Raw genomic sequence first — 18,839 nt, forward strand, 5'->3', positions numbered from 1 at the left:
AGGGCGCCGCGGAGCGGCGGATTGCGCGGACGGGTCCACGTGCGAGGCCGTCAGCGCAGAGGCGTCGGCCCAGGTGGGATGCGCGGGTCGGCGCCGGCGGGGCTGATGGCGGTTGCCGGAGCGCTGGGGCCAGGACCCGTGGGGGTGGCGTTGGGGCTGTGGGTGGACTGGCCGGGGGCGGGGAATCCGGAGGCGACCACCATCGGCTCGGCCGGCCCGTCGGCAGCGTGCAGGTCCGGCGGGAACGGGGCTCGCTCCTCGATCAGGTCGGCGTAGGCGGGCAACGTGCGCGGCATGTTGATCGCAACCGCGGCGACCATGTGTCCGGCCCTGCCGTAGGCGGCCACGAAGCGCCGCGCGGCGACCGAGCCCTCAGTGATCACCACCTGCTCCGCGAGCGGGGGCACCCCGACCGACTTGATGTTGAGTCCGAACTGGTTGGACCAGAAGGCGGGCAGCGGGTGGTGGGCCCGACGTTCCGCGGGCGGACACAGCATGTTGTGTGCGGCGGTGCGGGCTTGGTCGACCGCGTCGCCCCAATGCTCGACGGCGAGCAGCTCCCCGTCGTAGAGCGTGTGCGGCCACCGGGCCACGTCGCCGGCGACGAAGACGTCGTCGAGGACCATGGTGTCGGCATCGAACACCCGGCACGTCGCGTCGCACACCACCCCGCGGGCGTCCGCCGACACACCCGAACCCGCCAGCCACTCCACGTTGCGCACTGCGCCGAGCGCGACGACGACAACGTCGACCTCGAGCAGGTCGCCATCGGACAGCCGGGCGCGGCACACCCGCCCGTCACCGTCGCCCTCCAATGCCAGTACCGAGACGTTGCACCGCAGGTCGATCCCGTGGTCGCGCTGCACCTGGGCAGCCACCAGGCCCGCCGCGCCGCCCAGCGCCCCGGCCAGCGGCGCCGCGGACCGCTCGGCGACCGTGACCGGAAGGTCGAGCTCACGGCAGATCGAGGCGATCTCCGATCCGGTGAAGCCGCCGCCAATCACCAGCACTCGCCGTGGACCGGCAGCCAGCCGCTCCCGCAGCACGGCGGCATCCCGCCGGGTACGCACGCTGAACACCCCGTCCAACGCGGCCTGCGCGGGATCCGGCCACGATCGGGCGCGGGTTCCGGTGGCGATGAGCAACCGGTCGAACTCGATTCGCCGCCCGTCGGCGAGCCGAACCTGACGAGCCGCGAGGTCCAGCCCGTCGGCGGGCACTCCGAGCAGCCATTCCGCGTCGATGTCGCGGCTCTCCGGCAACGAGGTGTGATCGGCGGGAAGCCGACCAGCGAGCACCACCTTCGACAGCGGTGGCCGGTCGTAGGGCTCGCAGTCCTCATCTCCCACCAACGTCAACCGGCCGGTGAACCCCTCGTCGCGCAGCGCCTCCGCCGCCCGCAGCCCGGCCAGCGACGCACCGACCACGACCACCCGCTGCGGGTCCGGCCCACCGGTGGTCATCACCCGTCCCCGCCGGTGCGGACCGGGACCGCATCGCCCACGCTGATCGCCTGTACCGGGCACGCCGCTGCCGCGCGCTCGACCGGTCCCCGCAGGCTCTCGTCGGGTGCGTAGTCGTACTCCAACGACTCCTCCCCGCTCCACCGGAAGACCGGCGGCGCGGCAAAGACACACTGCCCGTAACTCAGGCATCGGTTTAAATCGACAACGACTCGCATGCCCTCTCCTCCCCTGTCGGCAGCTCGAACCCTGTGATCTCTCGAGTGCCGCCGGCGCCACGGGTGGTTGCGCCCGCGGACGTGGTCGCCGACTGAAACAAGCCATGACCCCGGCGGTATTGGTGCGGTCAGGAAGAAGCCCCCGGCACCGGTACGGCAACGAGTCGATGCGGTACTCCTGTCCGCTGTTCGACTACGAAGACGCAAACGACTAAACGACAATGATGTTCAGGGCTCTCGTCGCGAACCTTACATCGCCACATCGGTCGAGGCAATGCGTTGGCGATATTGGCCATTTCAGACGCAACCGGATGGCCAGGCCTGTTCGGTCCTGGAATACTCATCTACGGAGTTCTGGACTGATATCACACGTCTCCCGGCGGGTGCAGCCCGGCCAGATCCTGTGCACAGGCTCGGCATCGTCGACCAGACGTCCACTCCCACGACGGCGTAATGTGTGAAAAATCCATAGACGTACCATTCGTGGGGGCGCGGTTGCGACGATCCGGCGAACTCGGAAGATCCGCCGAGCCGCGAACTGCGTCGCCTTACTGTTGAGGTTTCCTCAGTGACGTGAGCATGCCTGGGAGGGTGTTACCTGGATAGGCGGGACAGGGGACGGCGGCATGCATGCGGCGCAGTTGGCCGACCGGCAGCTCACCGTGCCCGATCACACGCACCATGATCTGCGTGACCAGCTCACCCATCGTGTCGAGCGTCTCCTCGATCGGACGGACTGGTCCTTCCCGGTCACATTCGGTTCTGCAGTGTGGCGATGCCGTTGCCTGTCAGGCGTGGCAGGGCATTGGGGCGGCCGGCGAGGACGGAGACGAGGCTGTCCGCGGGTCCGACGACGTCGAGGGCCGGATCGCCGGGGCGTGACCACGTCGTGTCGGTGGTCCGCAGCGTCAGGCCGCGTGCCCGTGCCGCCGCCGGAACGAACGGGTTGGGGATCCGAGTTTCGACGGCGAGGACGGCGTTGGCGATTTCCGGGGGCAGGACGTCGGACCTACCGAGCGCGAGGGCGATGTCGAGGTGGTGCACGGCGTGGTCGCCGAGCATCAGCGGTGTCGGCAACAGGCGCCCGATCCCACGCGGGCGTACCCGGATGCGGTCGAAGGCGTCAACCAGCTCCGAGGCGACGTGCCGGTCGGCATGCTCGCGGCTGAGGACCTCGTTTGTCGCGTCGAACGACCACCGATGCCGGCTCATCGCGGCCGCCAGCCGGGGGACGGGCAGCTGCAGACCGAGCACCAGGTGCGCGAGCACATCCTTGTTCGTCCAGCCCCGACACAGGCTGGGCTCGTTCCACTCCTGCTCGGTCAGCGTGCCGGCGAAAGAGAGGAAGTTCTGGTCCTGGACGGCGACGAGGTCACGCATCGCCCGCTCCCTTCGTCGGTGCCAGATGCGCGCTCAGGAAGGACACCTGGTCGGCGATGACCTGCTCGACCTGCGGTGCGTGGTAGACCGAGAAGTGGTCGGCCGGATAGTGAATGGCCTCTCCGTGAGGGGCGCGCTGCGCGGCCCGCGCGGCGATGCGCGGGTCCATGAGCGTCTCCTGGTCGGACACGCACACCAGCAATGGCGGGCGGATCTGCGGCGCCTTGCTCGCGGCGTTGAGCCGGATCAGCTCGAGCCCGATCGCCGCGGTCACCCGGTTGTCGAACTCGACACCGGGCGGAACCATGCTGTTCCAGCCCTCCTTCGCGCCGGGGACGGTGACGATCGCCGTGCGCCCGGGTTCGTCGACGATGCCGACGTATCGACGCGGCAGGCCGAGGGTGGACCGGACGAGGTCGCTCGTGATGGGTCCTGCCAGCCGTGCGACCGCACAGGGACCGGAGCTCATCGCAGCGTTGCGCGTGTTGATCACCGGGCACTGCACGACGGCGGCCGCGAGTTCCGGGTGCTGCGCGGCGGTCAGCAGTACGTGGGTCGCCCCCAGCGACGTGCCCCACAGGGCGACGCGGTCGGCGTCCACGTCCGGGCGTCGACGCAGGAAGTGCAGTGCCGCTTCGATGTCGCTCAGTTGGCGCCGGATCGAGATGAGCTGCCGCGGCGTGCCCTCCGAGGCGCCCAGGTGTCGGAAGTCGAACGAGAGCGTGACCATCCCAGCGGCGGCGAACGCCTGCTCGTACTGGGTGAGCCCCATCTCGTGCGTGGCGCCGAAGCCGTGGACGAGGAGCACTGCGGGATGAGGGCCTTCGCCCTCGGGATGAGTGAGCCACGCCGCGCAGCGCTGGCCCTGGGAGCGAAAGGAGGTGGTCTGGGTGGTGATCATGGCGAGCCTCCGAATAAGTACGTTGTACGTGTTGTACGGTACCACTGATACGTACGACGTACGTGAGAGGAGTCGTGAGCATGAAGGCCCGTTTCACCCTTGCGGAGATCCAGCAGCACGCGCTGGGCATCGTCGACCGGGACGGCCTGGTGGGACTCACCATGCGCTCGCTCGCGGCGTCACTGGGAACGGGACCGATGACCCTGTACAACTACGTCGACGGGCGCGAGGCGCTCGAGGAACTCGTGGTCGACGCCGTGGCGGCCCGTGTCGAAACGCCGGAGCCGAGCGACGACTGGCTGGCGGATACCCGCGCCGTCGCTACCGCACTGTGGCGCACCGTCCGGGCGCACCCGGCGACCGTTCCGCTCGTGCTCACCCGCCGAACCTCATCCGCCGGCAGCCTTGCTCCGGCCGAGGCCCTCGCGGCGGCACTGGCACGCGGCGGCTTGCAGGGCGCCGATCTGCTGGTCGCCTTCCGCGTCGTGATGGCCTTCGTCATGGGTATCGCGCAATCCGAACTCGCCGGCCCCCTCGCCCGTGAAGAGAGCCAGGACGCTGCGGCCGAGCGCATCGGTGCACTCGCGCACGACACCCTGCCCACGCTCTCCGAACTCGCCTCCATCGGAGCCAAGTTCGCCGATCTGGAGTTCGAACAGGGACTGACCGTCATCCTCACCGGCGTAGCGTCCACAACGCGCCCACGTCCGCAGAGCTGATCTCCGTTCTCGCGTGGGGTCACTTATTTTCGGGAGGAGGCGGCGGATCTGCATGGGATCACCCGCGGGCTTCGCGCGCACGGCGGCCGACCGGTTGATCATGTTCGACCACGGCGTCATCGTCGAGGAAGGAGCGCCCGAGAAGCTGATCACCGATCCCGAACACGACCGCACCCGGGCTTTCCTGCGCCGGATCAACGACTCACACTGAGCCCCACGCCGACGAACGAGCGACGGAAGGACGGCGATGACCGCAACCGTGCAGATCCTCACCACCGGATACGCCTCCGACCGGGTCGCGGGCACCGTCACCCTCATCCGCGACACGGATGTGACGATCGTGGTCGATCCAGGCATGGTCGCCCACCGAGGACTCATCCTGGATCCCCTGTCCGAGCTGGGGATCGATCCGAACGATGTGACGGACGTGGTGTTCTCCCACCACCATCCCGACCACACCCTCAACGCCGCGCTGTTCCCCGAGGCCCGGTTTCACGACCACTGGGCGATCTACCACCGCGACGTCTGGGAGGACCGCGACGCCGACGGCTTCGAGCTGTCGCCCTCGGTCCGGCTGATCCGCACACCCGGACACACTGCCGAGGACATCACGACACTCGCCACGACCGGCACCGGCCTGGTTGCGGCCACCCACCTGTGGTGGAGCGCCGACGGGCCCGAAGACGACCCCCTGGCCCACGACGGTGACCAGCTGAAGGCATCTCGCGAGCGGCTCCTCGCGATGGAACCGACATTGATCATCCCCGGTCACGGCGCGGCCTTCGCGCCGACCGGCCGGGTCCGCTGAACGTCCGACCGGAGAACCGTGCCCGTTACGGCCCGATGTACGGCCCCGACGTCACCTTCCTCGGTGTCGACCCCTGCACGCGCGAGGAACCCGGCACCTATGTCGGCGCCTTCAGACCGCCCTCGACCATAGGCGCTGGTCAGCTGTGGGCTGTTGCGATTGTGCGGAACGAGAGCGACTCGGTCTGGCTTGTTCACACCCGACTTGTTCAATGCCGGCAGGAGATCAGGTCTGCAGCCATGATCTCTGAGGCGTCCAACTGCTGGACAGGACCTGCCGCGGGCCGGATCGGGTCTTCGCCATCGTCACCCACGATCTCCGCATCGTCGACGGTCTGTGCGACCGGATGATCGTGATGAAGAAGGGGAAAGTTGTCGAGGCCGGCGATGCCGATGCCCTGCTCGGCAACCCGCAACATCCCTACACGCGCCAACTCGTGGCCGCCGCGTTCGTTGCCGCCCCTGAGGCGATGACCGAGATCGCCGAGGCCGATTGACCCCAAGAACGCCTCGAACCGGGTCACGATCATGGCGGCGCACCCGGGCGCGGCGCTCCGGGGGCGGGGTCACGTGGATGCGCTGTGTGGGCTCCGCCTCCGATCCGCCTCCGCGATCCGGTCCCGCAGACTCGTGAGCGCGGCCAGGGCCTGCGTTCGGTCGCCGTCGCCGACGTGGTCGTGCGCTTGCCAGAGGAGTTCGAGCCACTCGGACGCGTCCGTGTCGCCTGACTGCGCAGCCATGTCCGCGAGAGTCCAGAGCGCGTCGATCTCCGACTCCCGGTAGGCCAGTTGATCGGCCCGCGGCGAGATCTCGACCTGGCGGATGACCAGGGTGACCGTGTCGACGTCCAGCGTTTCCACGTCCACGATGTGCCACGGGTCGGCTCCGCCGGCCCCGTTCTCCTCCCCGTTGATCATCGAGCAGACGCTCATCCGCTCGCTGCCGGCGTCACGCGCGCGGGCGTCAGCTCGGACATGTGCTCCGCGAGCACGTCCTCGAACTCCGCGTGCCGCGACACCACGTCGTAGCCGCGGGTACGGAAGGCCCACGCCTGCTTGGCGAGGGCCGGCTCCGCCCCGTCGGCGAGGTCCCTGGCCATCTTGATCAGGCGGCGACGCATCGCGATGATCGCGATGTCGCTCGTCCCGAGGTGTTCCTTGCTGCGGTCGAGCACCGGTTCCATCGTCTCGGTCATCGCCCGGTCCTCCTCGGGCGGCGTCCCGAGAATTCCACTGAACCGCTTGGTCCTCTGCACGTGCCTGTCGATCTTGAAGTCGTTGTCGCGGTTGAGTGGGGACCGGCGCGTGTCGATCACATACCCGTCGGCGAGCTCCCACGGATGCAGCGGCTGTCCGTTGTTCCGTCCGTTCGCGATGGCCTCTTCTGCCGACAGTGCACGGTGCGGGTGCCAGACGAAGGAGAACGACATCGAGTTGCGGTCGTCGATCGGCACGACGATGCGTCCCGGGCGTTCGGCCGAGCCCGGCGTCTCCGACGTGGACGGCACGAGCCAGTGCGAGAACCGCCAGTAGTAGTCGTCCTCACCACCGACTCGCCGGCCGCCGTAGACGAAGCCGTAGTCGGTGCTCTTCACGGTCAGGGACGGCGACCGGTCCTTGGTGACGTACTCGGTGAAGTTCTCGACGAACCGCGCCCACTTGAGCGTGGTGCTCGGATTGAGCGTGCGGTGCAGGAACGACACGTGCGCCGTGTCGATGTCGCCCTCGAGCGTCTGCAACCAGTTGCATTCGACGAGGCTCGCACTGATCACGCGTTGGTTCGCCGGGACCTCCGCCCACTCGTACTCCGGGAACTCCGGCTGCTTGTCCGGAGGGCCCATATAGGCCCACACGAGCCCGCCGCGTTCCTGCGCGGGATATCCCGGGGCGCGCACCTTGTCCTTGAAGTTCGACCGGGCCGGTTCCGACGGGATGTGCAGGCACCGGCCCGTCACGTCGAACTTCCAGCCGTGGTAGATGCACCGCAGGCCGCCCTCCTCGTTGCGGGCGTAGAACAGGTTGGCCCGCCGGTGGGGGCAGTAGGCGGACAGGACGCCGACCTTTCCGTCGGTGTCGCGGAACGCGACCAGATCTTCACCGAGGATCCGGAGCCGGACCGGAGCGCCGTCGGGGTCCTCCATGTCCTCGCTCGCCACGACCGGGAGCCAGAAGCGGCGGAACAGCTCGCCCATCGGGGTCCCCGGCCCGACCTCCGTGATCAGCTTGTTGTCCTCAGGCCGAAGCATGTGCGCGTCCTCCCGTGCCGGTGGCCGGCGTCATCGGGACCGCCCGAAGACGGTCTGGAACTGTTCGAGGTACTTCTGCTGACGCTCCAGCTCGGTGTAGTCGACCGGCCGGGGCGGGGTGACGGCGTCGAGCTCGTCGAGTGCGGGGAAGCCGGGCGGGCCGGGCACGCCGTCGCGTACCGGGTATTCATTCCCCTCCTGGGAGAGGCAGGTCTGCCCCTCCTCGCTGAGCAGCCAGCTCTCCAGCAACCGGGCCGCGTTGGGGTGTGGGGCGTTCGTGATGATGCCGATGAAATGGCCGGTGACCGGCGAGGCGCCCGTCACGGGAAACACCCACTTCAGGGTGGAGCCCTCCGCGAGAGGCGGTCCCGTCATCTGGTCCAGGCCGCCCATCATCACCGCGTACTCGCCGCTGCGGAGCGCCTCGATGGCAGGCTGAACGCCCTGGATCAGAGCCGGTTCGTTGGCGGCGTACCGCTCCAGCCAGGCGTCGTCGGTGGCGCCGCCGGTCTGCAGGAGCTCCTGCAGGATGCTGAGCCCGGCTCCGGGGCCCGTCGGGTCCGGCATCACGATCTTGCCCTTGAGCCGGGGGTCGGCCAGGTCGGTCCAGCTCTTCGGAGCTTCCTCCGGGGAAACTTGAGCCGTGTTGTAGGCGATCCCCGCCACGCGCCTCGTGTCGACGACGAACGCGTGGTCCGGACCCCACGCCTCCTCCGGGATGCCGTCGACGTCGTCGGGGGTGAACGGGGTCAGGATCCCGCTCCTGGTGAGGGCGAGCATCGTCGTGGAGCCGGTGCGCAGAACGTCGCCGACGTTCTGACCGCTCACGTGCTCCTGCTCGAGCCGGGCCTGCGTTTCTCCGACCATGTACTGCGACTCCACGGCGATACCCGGGAAGCGCTGGGAGAACCGGTCGTAGCAGGCGTTGCCCTTGATCCCGTAGACGACGACCTTGTCCTCACCCGCGGCCTGCGCCGCGGCGTACAACTCCTGGACCGGCGCTCCGACCGCCGACTGCTGGCCACCCCCTCCGGTGTCTCCTCCCGAACCGCACGCCGCGAGCAGGAGGCCGACCGCCCCCGCCACGGCCGCCAAGAACCAGCGGGATCGTCGTCGTCCCAGCTTCGTCGCTGCCGACTTCATCGCCGTCTCCTCCGTCACGCCTTCTCTTCGCCACGAGCTCCGCTCAGGCGCCGATCTCCACGAGCTCCTCCGGCCGGATGCTGAGGTTCACCAGGTCGCCGCTGACCGGGACCGTCCCCTGGGTGACGGCCCGGACGTCCGCGTCGCGGATCCGGGCAAGCAGCGCAATCTCGCCCGCCTGCACCTGCAACTCGAGGTCCTCCCCGAGGTAGGTCACCGTCCTGACCTGGGCGCGGAACGACTGTCCGGGCTCAGGTGCGGCCGGCGCGAGGCGGAACGCACCGGCCCGCGCAGCAAGCTCGACGACGCTCCCGGGCGGGTGCGCCCTGTCGGTCGCGCAGCGCACCAGGGGGCCGTCGCCACCGAGCCGGACCAGCGCGCCGTCCCGTTCGGATACGACCACCTCGGCCTTCAGCAGGTTGTCGAACCCGATGAAGTCGGCCACGAACCGGTTGGCCGGGCAGGTGTAGATCTCCCGCGGAGTGCCGATCTGCTGGACGACACCGGCCTGCATCACGGCGATGCGGTCCGACAGCGCCATGGCCTCCGTGCGGTCGTGCGTGACGTAGATCGACGTCGAGCCGAGCGCATCGTGCAGCCTTCGCACCTCGCGGCGCATCTGGGACCGCAACAGGCTGTCCAGGTTGGACAGCGGCTCGTCGTAGAGCACCACCTGTGGACGGTTGACCAGCGCACGTGCGAGTGCGACGCGCTGCTGCTGCCCGCCGCTGAGCTTGCTCGGCAGCCGCCCGCCGTACTCGGCGAGCCCGACCACGTCGAGCATCTCGGCCACCCGAGCCGCGACCTCGGTGCCGTCCAGACGCGCCCGTCGCAAGGGATAGGCGATATTGCCGAAAGCTGTCATGTGGGGCCACAGGGCATAGCTCTGGAAGACCATTCCCATGTGCCGTTTCTCGGGCTGTACGAACACACCGCGGGACACCATGGGTTCGCCGTCGAAGTGGATCTCCCCGCTCGTCGGCCGCTCGAGGCCCGCCACGCAGCGCAGGGTCGTCGTCTTCCCGCAACCGCTCGGCCCCAGGAGGCTGAGGAACTCGCCGTCCTGCACGGTGAGGTCGAGGTGGTCGACGGCGGCAGCGCCGCTGTCGAACCGCTTGGTGAGTCCGGCGATGTCGATCTGCGCCACAGCTAGTCTCCTTCGGCCGCCGTGCGGATGGGCACCGCAGGCGACGGCTCCCGGGCCGGCGCGGCGGTCGGAACGGACCCGGTGAGCGGGGACGGTTCAGTTGTTGGGGCAGCGAGCGTCGCCGGCGCCGGCCGCGCGCGCAGCACTCGGGTGCCGACCGCGCGCACCGCGAGCGCCACAACCAGCACTGCCGCCATCGCCGCGAGCATGAGCGTGAAGACGGCGGCCGCTTCGGACGAGCGGCCGGACTCGGTCATCTCCAGCAGCACGACCGGGACCGTCTGGCTGCCCGGTCCGGAGAGCAGTACCGGCACTGCCAGCTCACCAGCCATCACGACACCGCAGATCAGCCACCCCGCCAGCAGGCTCGGCAGGATCAGGCGGAGGACCACCCCGATCACGGCGCGCAGCCGACCTGCGCCGTGCACGCGCGCGGCCTCCTCGAGCTGCCTGTGCACCTGTGCGATGGCCGCGTTGGCGAGCCGCACAGCCACCGGCGTGGCCACGACGATGAGGCCGAGCATGACCAGCCAGATCGAGGCGAAGAGCGTGCGCAGCCCGGGGACCGAGAGGTACGCCCAGAGCATCCCGAGGCCGAGCACGACACCCGGGACGGCCCATGGCAGCCACGTCGCGCCCTCCAACACCCACCGCAGCTTCGACGTGCCGCGCTGGACGATGTAGGCGATGAGCGTGGCCAGTGCCACCGCGAGCAACCCGCCGACGACCACGACGAACGCCGTGTTCTGCAGCGCGGAGATGACCCCGGGCTCGCCGAGGACCGTGCGGTAGTGATCGAGGGTGAACCCGGAGGACAGCACACCGAACACGGACTGAACGGAGCCGAGCACCAGCTGCACCAGCGGGAAGGCCAGGGCCAGGAGCCCGAAGGCGACGATGGCCGCGGTGCAGAGGTACCTGCGAGGCCCGAGGTCGAGAAGCTCGACGCGCTGGCCCTTGCCGCCGAGCGTGGTGAAGTCCCGCCTGCCGAGGAACCGCCACATCAGGACAACCAGGACGACCATGATCGCCATGACCAGCACGGAGAGGGCGCTCGCCTGGGCGTACGCGGGAGGGAAGTGGTTGCGCAGGTAGTCGTAGATCTGGGTGGAGAAGACCTCGATACCGGCCGGGGCACCCAACAGGAGCGGGACATCGAACGACTCGAGCCCGCGCACGAACCCCATGAGCGCGAGCGCAAGGAGCACCGGCGCGAGTACCGGCAGTTCGATACGGAAGAACGTCGCCGTCCTGCTCACGCCTGCCATCAGGGACGCCTCCCGAAGCGCCGGGTCCAGCGTGCGGAAGACGCCGAGCATGAGCATGTAGTTGATCGCGGTGATCTTGAGGACGGCGACGGCCACGATCCCGGGCCAGGACCGCACGTCGAGCGGGCCCTCCTCGACGGGCACGACCAGCCTCAGGATCTGGTTGAGCAGGCCGGTGCTCGAGTTGCCGAGCATGGCCCAGCTGATCCCGAAGAACAGGAACGGCAGCGTGATCAGCGTGACCATCATCGGCGTCACGAATCGGCGTCCCGGCGTGTTCGTCTGAGTGACCACCCAGGCGAAGAAGACGGCGAGGACCAGCGAGATCACCATCACCGAGAACGAGTAGGCCGTCGAGTTCCAGAGCAGCTCGTAGGTTGCAGGTTCGGTGTAGGCGTCGACGAAGCCCTGCACCGACCACTCACCGGGGAAGCCGGGGGAGGAGGTCCGGAATGCGCCGACCACGACCATGACGGCCGGGTAGACGAAGAGCACGAGGATCACGAGACCCAGTGCGGTCGCCCCGAGTAAGGCCAGCGGGCGCGCACCGTGGCGGCGCAGCGGCGCCGGCAGCGCGGACATGCGGGCACGGCTGGGTGGTCTGGTGGTCACTGGTGTTCCGCCCGGCATGCGGTTCCTCCACATCGAGGCGCGGCGCAGGATCGTGCGGATCCGGCGGCGCGGGATGAAGGGAACGTATGCGTAGGCGGAACAGTCCCGGGTGGATCGGACCCTGTTTTCCGCTGGCGCGAATAGGCCGGGGTTCGAGCCTCTCAGTCGGCGTACGCGCCCCGACGCGCGGAGCGCTTCACAGCGAACTTGCCTCGGCCAGCAGGTCATCGCCGATCCGGGAGACCGCTTCCTGGAGCGGGTCGAGCAGCGCGCGGGTGGGCACGGCACCGATGCGCGTGGTGGGGGCGGACACGGCAACCGCCGCGAGGGCCGTACCGTCGGGGCGCCGAACCGGCATGGCGACGGCCGTGATTCCGTCCTCGGACTCGCCGATGTTGGTGGCGTAGCCCAGCTCCCGCACCATTTCCAGCTCGTCGCTGAGCTCGTTGAGCGTGGCGATGCTCCGCCGGGTCATCGGCAGCAGCCGGTGGCCGGCGAACAGGGCCCGGAGTTTCCGCGGAGGCAGCTCGGCCAGCAGAGCCTTTCCTCCTGAGACGGTGTGACACGGCAGGACCGTGCCCACCCGAACGATGGTGCGGAGGGGACGCGCACCGCGGACGCCACTGATGAATCGGCAGAACAGTCCGTCGAGCACGATCAGGGTGATCGTTTCTTCGACTCTCTCCGAGAGCCGCCTGAGGTGCGGGCGTAAACGGACTGAAAGATCGTCTGCAGGCTGGGCCGCAGTGGTGAGGGCCCAGAAGGCCGGACCGGTCCGATAGGTCCGCGTGTTCACGTCCGCCGTGACGAACCCGCGGTGGGCGAGCGTCGACAGCAGTCGGTGGGCGGTGGACGGGGCGACGCCGAGCTCTCGGCTGACGTCGGTGACGCGGAGCCGCCGCTGTTCGGGCAGCAGGGCGAGCAGGCGCAAGGCCCGGTCCACCGACTCGAGCGCGTACGGCGGGAGCGCGGCGGATTCGGGTGCAGCGAGTTCGGAGTCCGAGGGCGGCGTGCTCCTGCCGAGCAACGCGTGCCGGCGACGAGTGGGCTGTTCCTGCCCGTGCGCGGCGCGAGCCGCCGTTCGTGAACGGGGAGGGTGATCGAAGGGATCGTGAGCCGTAGTTGCCAGAGGCGGTTCCGTCGCGGCCATCGCTCCTCCTTGAGCAGCACCACACGGGAAGACTCCCGGATCAAGCTACGGACGGTTTCCTTTCAGCGGCAAGATGCCTCCGGCGGTTTCCGCATGGAAGAAAATTGTCGCGCCGGGCGGTGAGCTCGCTCGCCCGGAATCACGGGCCTGACTGCTCGATCAGCCTGTGGACGTCTTCCACCGCAGCAAGCAGCTCGTCGGCGAAACGGCGTTCGGCCGCGTCGTCGGGCATGCGGGTCGACGGAACGGCGATGTTGAGGGCGGCGATCGGCGTGCCTATGCGGTCCCGCAGGCATGCCCCGACCGCGCTGATGCCGATCTCTGCCTGCTCGCGGTTGATCGCGTACCCGCGTCGCCTGATCTCCTCGAGCTCGGCCCCGAGCTCATCGAACGTGCGCAACGAATGCGGGGTGGGAGTCGGCAGGACCAGGTCGGGGAGGTGGTGGGCAAGCTGCTCCGTCGGCAGCGCGGCGAGGATCGACTTGCCACCCGCAGTGCACGTGGCGGGAAGCAGAACACCGGTGCGGCTGCCGACCCGGACGGTCCGGCGGCCTTCCACGCAGTCGATGAACCGCACGCAGCCCCGCTCGAGCACGAGGAGGCTCGCCGTCTCGTGGGTGGCCTCTCTGAGCGCTTCGAGCGCAGGGCGTGCCACGGTGCGCAGGTCGATGCGACCGATCACCGCGAAGCCGAGCTCGGCGAGCACCGGGCCGGGCCGATACGGGGTGTTCGGCCGGTCCTGGACAACGAAGCCGTGATGCATCAGCGAGGACAGCAGCCGATGGGCCGTCGAACGGGCGACGCCGAGCGAGTCCGCGGCGTCGGACAGCCGGACCGGCCCACGTTCGGCGACGAGTTTGACCAGGTGGAGGGCGTTGTCCACCGAGGACAGTCGATTGATCGAGTTCGGCATGACGGGCCTCGACCTCCTCGACGGTGGGTGGTCACATCCGCTCGTCCGGCCGCTGCATGTGGTGATAGCCGTGACGCACCCTGGCCTCCGCCAGGGTCGATTTCCCGGCGAGGACGTCGGCCAGGACCGCCTCCTCGCCTGCTGCGATCAGCGTTGCTGTCCCCAGCACCGCGTCCTCCACATCGGAGGGAACGACGACGATCCCGTCCGTATCTCCGAGCACGAGGTCGCCCGCCTTCACCTGGACGCCTCCGATTGACACCGGGCGGCCCACGTCGGACACCTCGACGCGATCCTTTCCCGTGCGCATGAATCGACCGCGGCTGTGGATGGGGTAGCCGAGGTGGAGCGCTCGCGCCACGTCGCGGCAGACCCCGTCGATCACCGTGCCCGCGACGCCCCGGTCGGCCGCGATCGTGGTGAGGATGTCGCCCCAGACCGTGCAGTCCGTGCGCCCGGCGTTGTCCAGCACGACGACCTCTCCAGGGGACACGTCGTCGAGGTAGTCGCCGACCGTGCCGGGCGAGGCTCCTGCGGTCACATATCGAACGGTGAACGCACGGCCCCAGAACCGGGCGGAGTTGTCGGAGAGCGGGCGCAGCCCGTACGCGCTACCGGGCAGACCGAGGCGGTCGAGAGCGTCGGAGACCGTGGCGGTGGAGAACCCGGCCAGGGGGTGAGTGGGTGGAGTGCTCATCGATCACTCTTCTCGGACTCGATCGACGGGAACCGTGAGTCGTGCATGACGTCGGCGACAGGGCGCCCGGCGCGGACCGCGGCCACCATCGCCGCCTCACGCTCGACGATCCGCTCCGCGAGGCCGATCACGTCCCCGACGCGGTCGCGGGGGACGAACACCACGCCGTTGCGGTCGGCCAGCACGAGGTCGCCGGGCCTGACCCGGATGCCGGCCACGTCGATGGGCTCGTCCATCGCGAGTTGGACGATTCGGCCGCGCGCGCTCACCGGCACGACAGCGCGGCCGAAGACCGGAAACGCGAGCTCCTCGCTCTCGGCGATGTCGCGGCACGCGCCGTCGATCACCACTCCGCGCAGGCCACGTCCTTGAGCCGCGACGGCCAGGATGCCGCCCCAGCAGGAGACGTCCGTGCGCCCGGCGTTCGCGATCACCAGCACGTCGTCGGCGTGGGCCGCCTCGATCGCCGCGGTGGCGATGTGGTCGGCGGGTCCCTCCGACCGGCGGGGTCCGGCGCGCACGGTCCGGACGAACCCTGCGACGACACCCGGAACCGGCCACAGTGGCCGCAGGCCGGTGGTGGCTCCGGCCAGCCCCAGCGTGTCCAGCGCGTCGGACACCGCGCAGCTGTCCATGGTCCGCAGCCGGTCCAGGAGGTCCACGTCCGGTTCCGCCCCATCGCTCATGCAGCCTCCTCGCTCACGCCGCGGCCGCCGGTTCGCGGGTCCAGGTGACGAAGCCCATCGCACATCCCGTTCCCGCCTCGGTCCGGTAGCAGGGCTGGTAGTCCACGACCGCGGGACGCAGACCGGTGCCGGACATCGCGCCTGCCACGACGATCCAGTTCCGCAGTTCGGACGTCCCCGAACGCAGCAGGGCGTCCGGGAGGCCGGCCAGGTACCCGGAGTCGTCCCGGAGCAGGGCGCCGAGGAAGGCCCGGTCGAGCTCCTCGTCCACGACCATGTGGCTCAGCCCACCGGAGGCGACGACGCCCACTCGATCCGCGCCGACGAAGGCCCTGATGCCCGCGCCGAGCGCGCGGCCGAACGCGTAGCACCGGGCTGCGCTCGGCGGGTTGGGCTCCCAGAAGGTGTTGACGAAGACAGGGACGAACGGGATCTCGCCGCTGCCGTCGAGCACCTGCTGGTAGACGAATCCCCAGCCGTGCGGGATCCCGTGGTCGCCGTACCGTCCGGCCGGGAGCGCGCGCGACGCGGCCGGGTCGAACCCCGACTGTCCCACGTGCTTCACCAGGTGCAGGGCGAGCGCTGGATGGCACTTGCGCGTGACGGGGACGTCCGGGACGTTCGCCACCTCGGCGATCGCCAGCCCCGCCGGCATAGCGTCGAGGTGCTCCTGCGTGAAGGGCACGTGCTCGACGGTGTCGCCATGGTAGATCGCGAACGCGGGGAGCAGCTCGTCGCCGAAGGTCTCCTTGTGGTCGCTGCTCACCACCACCAGCGCGTCGAGCTCCGTGCCGCGCACCACGTCGCCGAGGGCGCGGATCGCCCGGCGGCACGAGGCGTGCCGGTTCTGCCAGACGTCGGGCAGGCACTCGTCGGCGAATGTGCCGTCGCCACGCAGCCGGTCGAGCTCGGCGAACGTGTGTTCCTGCCCCTTGTAGACCAGCGCCGGGTTGCCGCGGTCCGCCTTGCCGCGCTCTCCCCAGCTTGCGGGCGGGGTGTTCAGCAGGGGACCGTGCGAGGTCCCGACGCCGACCACGATCTCTGCCATGTCCCTCGCCTCTCAGAGCCGGAACAGTTCGCGTGCGTTCGTCTCCATCAGCTGCTTGCGCTCGCCCGCGGTCAGCCAGTCGATGTCCGTGATCAGGTGATGGATGTCGTCGACCCAGCGGCCGGTCCCGGGATCGCGGACCGAGCCGGTGCCGGGCTTCTCCGTGCCGAACAGGCAACGGTCGACGCCGACGGCGCGCAGCAGCAGCTCGATGGAGTCCTGCGTGTAGAGGCAGGTGTCGTAGTACAGCCGGCGCAGGCGGTCCTCGAACCGGCCGCCCCCGCGGATGGCCCCCGGCTGGAACCGGCCGCGCTGGTAGGGGATCGCACCGCCGCCGTGGGACACGATGATCTTCAGGTCCGGGAAGTCGGTGAGGACGCCGGAGTTCAGCAGGCCGACGACGGCGAGCGTCTCCTCCTGGATGAAATGCAGCGAGTACGTCTCGCGAGCGGGCACGCGACAGCCGGCCGAGTGGATCAACGCCGGGACGTCGAGCTCACACAGCGCCTCCCACACCGGGTACCAGAACCTGTCGCCGAGGTTCGGCGGCTGCTGGGTGCCTTCGTAGGGGTCCGGGTTGAACGTCGCACCCACGAAGCCGAGCTCCTGGACACAGCGGCGCAGCTCTGCGACCCAGTCGGCAGGCGAGCGCTCCATGCTCTGTGGCAGCCCGGCGATCCCGCGGAACCGGCCCGGTACGAGCGCGCAGACGCGGGCGATGACGTCGTTGGTCTCCGCGGTGAACCACTCGACGAGTTTCGCCGGCGACTCGCTGTGCATCATCTGGTACGGCCGTGGCGAGATCAGCTGCAGGTCGACGCCTGCCTCGTCGAGGTGGGCGAGGTGGGACTGGTTGCCGAAGCTCGGGTTGGGCGCTTCGAGGGCGGCCCGCAGCTGGTCGTCGGAGATCCCGGCGCCGCCGCGCCCGTGCGCACCACGGTGGGAGAGCAGACCGGCCTTGTAGGCGTAGAGCTCGCTGGGTGCGCTGACGTGGCCGTGCACGTCGATGATCATCGGGGTCCCCTTCGCCGAGCTGCCCGCCGTAGACGAGCGGACACTAAATGCCCTGTCGCATCCTGCGGAGCAATCCCGACGACTGTTCTTCTCTGCCGAAAATGCTTTCCCGACCGCGTCCCGGGCGATCACAGTCGTCCGGGTGCGGGGGAGTGGCCTTCGCGCGGACCTCACAGGAGCGGCCGTGCAACTGGCGGATCTTGTCGCCCTCGACCCGGACGGGCTGCGCTGCCCTGCGGCGGCGTACGAGCGGATGCGTGAGCGCGGGGTGCACTACGCCCCTGAGGTGGACGCCTACGTGGTCAGCCGGCACGCCGACGTCGTCGCGGTACTTCGCGACGGCGAACGGTTCTCGTCGGCGAACACCGTCGGCAACCCGCCCGTGCGCCCGGAGGACGATGACACGGGCCTGCGGCCGCTCCTGCTGCTGTCCGACGACCCCCTGCACGCCCGGCGGCGGTCGATCGTCAACCGCGTCTTCACCCCCGCTCGGGTGGCGGCGTGGGAGCCGCAGATCAGCGAGGTCTGTGCCCGGCTCGTGGACGGGTTGCGAGGACGCACCGACATCGATCTCGTCCGGGACCTGGCGGCCGTGTTGCCGATCCGGGTGATCAGCCTCGTGCTCGGGGTGCCGCAGCGCGACGTCGACCGGTTCCGCGCGTGGTCGGAGGAGATCACGAGCTCTCTGGGCGGCCACTCCGGAGATGCCGCCCGCCGCGAGCGAGTCCAGAATGCGTTCACCGACTACATCGGCACTCTCCTGGACGAGCGCGACGGCATGCCTGGTGAGGACGTCCTGTCGCTCATCGGCGAGGCCGAGCGTCAGGGGGAGCTCTCACGGCGCGAGTGCGTGAGGTTCGTGATCGAACTCCTGATCGCCGGCAACATCACCACCACCCACCACCTCGCCAGCACCATGGCCCTCCTCGGCCGTGTGCCGGGCCTCTTCGACAGGCTGCGCCGCGAGCCGGAGCTGATCGGGCGGTTCATCGAGGAGTCCCTGCGCCTCGAAGCGCCGATCCAGTGCTTCTATCGGCTGGTCACGGTCGACAGTCTCGTCGGAGGCGTGGAGGTACCGGCCGGGTCGCGCCTGCTCGTCTTCTACGGCTCCGCCAATCGCGACCCGCAAGTGTGGCAGCAATGCCCGCACCTCGTGCTGGACCGGCGGAACGGCTCGGCACACCTCGCCTTCGGCAAGGGGGCACATGCGTGCATCGGAGCGTCACTGGCGCGCCTGGAGAGCCGCGTCGTCCTACGAGCCCTGCTCGAGCGGATCGAGTCCGTCGAGTTGCTGCTTCCCCATGAGCAGCAGCCCTACCTGCCGAGCTTCGTCAACCACGGCCCGATCTCCCTGCCTGCGCGGCTGGTGTTCCTGGGCACGCCGGTCGATTCACCGCGTGTGCCTTGAAGACATGTAGTGGAAGGTTC

At 69.5% G+C, this 18,839-nt stretch carries 20 protein-coding genes; 4 read left to right on the forward strand and 16 right to left on the reverse strand.

Going from position 1 to position 18,839, the window contains the following annotated elements:
- Positions 1-50: 50 nt before the first annotated feature.
- From ACQPZA_RS13820 to ACQPZA_RS13835, 4 genes are all read right to left on the reverse strand, one after another.
- Positions 51-1,463, reverse strand: coding sequence for an FAD-dependent oxidoreductase (locus ACQPZA_RS13820; protein WP_433281084.1), 1,413 nt, complete (start codon positions 1,461-1,463; stop codon positions 51-53).
- Positions 1,463-1,681, reverse strand: coding sequence for a ferredoxin (locus tag ACQPZA_RS13825; protein ID WP_169393792.1), 219 nt, complete (start codon positions 1,679-1,681; stop codon positions 1,463-1,465). Before ACQPZA_RS13825 ends, ACQPZA_RS13820 begins: the two co-directional genes overlap by 1 nt.
- A 750-nt stretch (positions 1,682-2,431) precedes the next feature.
- Entirely contained in the window at positions 2,432-3,061 is a 630-nt protein-coding gene (locus ACQPZA_RS13830) for a maleylpyruvate isomerase family mycothiol-dependent enzyme (protein ID WP_433281087.1), read from the reverse strand.
- The gene (locus ACQPZA_RS13835) at positions 3,054-4,007 is read right to left on the reverse strand and encodes an alpha/beta hydrolase (RefSeq protein ID WP_433281089.1); all 954 of its coding nucleotides are present in this window, start codon (positions 4,005-4,007) and stop codon (positions 3,054-3,056) included. The genes ACQPZA_RS13830 and ACQPZA_RS13835 overlap by 8 nt, the downstream gene beginning before the upstream one ends.
- 35 nt (positions 4,008-4,042) lie before the next feature.
- Between ACQPZA_RS13835 and ACQPZA_RS13840 the strand changes: the two genes are divergently transcribed.
- From ACQPZA_RS13840 to ACQPZA_RS13850, 3 genes are read left to right on the forward strand one after another with little or no spacing between them, the layout of a single operon-like run.
- Positions 4,043-4,681, forward strand: a complete 639-nt coding sequence (locus ACQPZA_RS13840; RefSeq protein WP_433281091.1) for a TetR/AcrR family transcriptional regulator — start codon at positions 4,043-4,045, stop codon at positions 4,679-4,681.
- A gap of 52 nt (positions 4,682-4,733) precedes the next feature.
- Positions 4,734-4,892 (forward strand): hypothetical protein, encoded by a 159-nt coding sequence (locus ACQPZA_RS13845; protein ID WP_433281093.1) that lies wholly within the window; start codon positions 4,734-4,736, stop codon positions 4,890-4,892.
- Between the two features lie 36 nt (positions 4,893-4,928).
- Positions 4,929-5,489 (forward strand): MBL fold metallo-hydrolase, encoded by a 561-nt coding sequence (locus ACQPZA_RS13850; protein WP_169393796.1) that lies wholly within the window; start codon positions 4,929-4,931, stop codon positions 5,487-5,489.
- A gap of 208 nt (positions 5,490-5,697) precedes the next feature.
- On the opposite strand, the gene ACQPZA_RS13855 is transcribed toward ACQPZA_RS13850, so the two are convergent.
- From ACQPZA_RS13855 to ACQPZA_RS13910, 12 genes are all read right to left on the reverse strand, one after another.
- Positions 5,698-6,018, reverse strand: a complete 321-nt coding sequence (locus ACQPZA_RS13855) for a hypothetical protein (protein ID WP_433281095.1) — start codon at positions 6,016-6,018, stop codon at positions 5,698-5,700.
- A gap of 36 nt (positions 6,019-6,054) precedes the next feature.
- Positions 6,055-6,405 (reverse strand): hypothetical protein, encoded by a 351-nt coding sequence (locus ACQPZA_RS13860; protein WP_433281097.1) that lies wholly within the window; start codon positions 6,403-6,405, stop codon positions 6,055-6,057.
- Positions 6,406-6,416: 11 nt separating this feature from the next.
- The gene (locus ACQPZA_RS13865; protein ID WP_433281098.1) at positions 6,417-7,733 is read right to left on the reverse strand and encodes a Rieske 2Fe-2S domain-containing protein; all 1,317 of its coding nucleotides are present in this window, start codon (positions 7,731-7,733) and stop codon (positions 6,417-6,419) included.
- A 30-nt stretch (positions 7,734-7,763) separates the two neighbouring features.
- Positions 7,764-8,894, reverse strand: a complete 1,131-nt coding sequence (locus ACQPZA_RS13870) for an ABC transporter substrate-binding protein (RefSeq protein ID WP_433281100.1) — start codon at positions 8,892-8,894, stop codon at positions 7,764-7,766.
- Between the two features lie 25 nt (positions 8,895-8,919).
- Positions 8,920-10,023 (reverse strand): ABC transporter ATP-binding protein, encoded by a 1,104-nt coding sequence (locus ACQPZA_RS13875; protein WP_433281102.1) that lies wholly within the window; start codon positions 10,021-10,023, stop codon positions 8,920-8,922.
- Between the two features lie 2 nt (positions 10,024-10,025).
- Positions 10,026-11,873, reverse strand: a complete 1,848-nt coding sequence (locus ACQPZA_RS13880; RefSeq protein ID WP_433281104.1) for an ABC transporter permease — start codon at positions 11,871-11,873, stop codon at positions 10,026-10,028.
- A gap of 226 nt (positions 11,874-12,099) precedes the next feature.
- The gene (locus ACQPZA_RS13885; protein WP_433281106.1) at positions 12,100-13,053 is read right to left on the reverse strand and encodes an IclR family transcriptional regulator; all 954 of its coding nucleotides are present in this window, start codon (positions 13,051-13,053) and stop codon (positions 12,100-12,102) included.
- Positions 13,054-13,192: 139 nt separating this feature from the next.
- Positions 13,193-13,966, reverse strand: coding sequence for an IclR family transcriptional regulator domain-containing protein (locus ACQPZA_RS13890; protein WP_169393814.1), 774 nt, complete (start codon positions 13,964-13,966; stop codon positions 13,193-13,195).
- A 31-nt stretch (positions 13,967-13,997) separates the two neighbouring features.
- Positions 13,998-14,663, reverse strand: coding sequence for an RraA family protein (locus tag ACQPZA_RS13895; protein ID WP_433281109.1), 666 nt, complete (start codon positions 14,661-14,663; stop codon positions 13,998-14,000).
- Positions 14,660-15,349, reverse strand: a complete 690-nt coding sequence (locus ACQPZA_RS13900; RefSeq protein WP_433281110.1) for an RraA family protein — start codon at positions 15,347-15,349, stop codon at positions 14,660-14,662. Before ACQPZA_RS13900 ends, ACQPZA_RS13895 begins: the two co-directional genes overlap by 4 nt.
- Before the next feature lie 13 nt (positions 15,350-15,362).
- Complete coding sequence (locus tag ACQPZA_RS13905; protein ID WP_433281111.1) at positions 15,363-16,397, reverse strand: hypothetical protein; 1,035 nt, start codon at positions 16,395-16,397, stop codon at positions 15,363-15,365.
- A 12-nt stretch (positions 16,398-16,409) separates the two neighbouring features.
- Positions 16,410-17,411 carry an amidohydrolase family protein gene (locus tag ACQPZA_RS13910; RefSeq protein ID WP_433281113.1) on the reverse strand — a complete coding sequence of 334 codons (1,002 nt, stop codon included), beginning with the start codon at positions 17,409-17,411 and terminating at the stop codon, positions 16,410-16,412.
- On the opposite strand from ACQPZA_RS13910, the gene ACQPZA_RS13915 reads away from it, so the two are divergent.
- Entirely contained in the window at positions 17,404-18,819 is a 1,416-nt protein-coding gene (locus ACQPZA_RS13915) for a cytochrome P450 (RefSeq protein WP_433281115.1), read from the forward strand. The two genes, ACQPZA_RS13910 and ACQPZA_RS13915, sit on opposite strands and share 8 nt — an antisense overlap.
- The last annotated feature ends 20 nt before the right edge of the window (positions 18,820-18,839 follow it).

It is taken from the genome of Pseudonocardia xinjiangensis, from assembly GCF_050948425.1.
Taxonomy (GTDB): domain Bacteria; phylum Actinomycetota; class Actinomycetes; order Mycobacteriales; family Pseudonocardiaceae; genus Pseudonocardia; species Pseudonocardia xinjiangensis.